The organism is Photorhabdus sp. RM96S, assembly GCF_042879335.1.
GTDB classification, from domain to species: Bacteria; Pseudomonadota; Gammaproteobacteria; order Enterobacterales; family Enterobacteriaceae; genus Photorhabdus; species Photorhabdus kayaii.
In genome coordinates, this window is record NZ_JBHFKT010000288.1 from 1 (window position 1) to 223 (window position 223).

The window sequence follows — 223 nt, forward strand, 5'->3', positions numbered from 1 at the left end:
ATGGTCGTCATCGTATGCAAAACGGTCCTGCCAGTATCCCTGCGGGGTGGTGGTGGCCGTCACCCGGCCCGCTTTGTCATAGTGCACGGTGACATCGGTTTTATCGGTGTCGTGCCAGCGGGTCATGTTCCCCTGCGGCGTGTATTCATGCCACAGGTGGTGAAACTGAAAGGTGTCACATTCCGCCAGATACCCTGGGTTATCATAGCGGCAGGTCACCAGC

Annotated in this window: 1 protein-coding gene; it reads right to left on the reverse strand. The window is 57.8% G+C overall.

Translation table 11 applies throughout. The features are described 5' to 3' along the window. The coding region (locus ACGF49_RS25390) for a hypothetical protein (RefSeq protein WP_387493609.1) at positions 1-126 on the reverse strand (126 nt) is incomplete at its 3' end. Between the last annotated feature and the right edge of the window lie 97 nt (positions 127-223).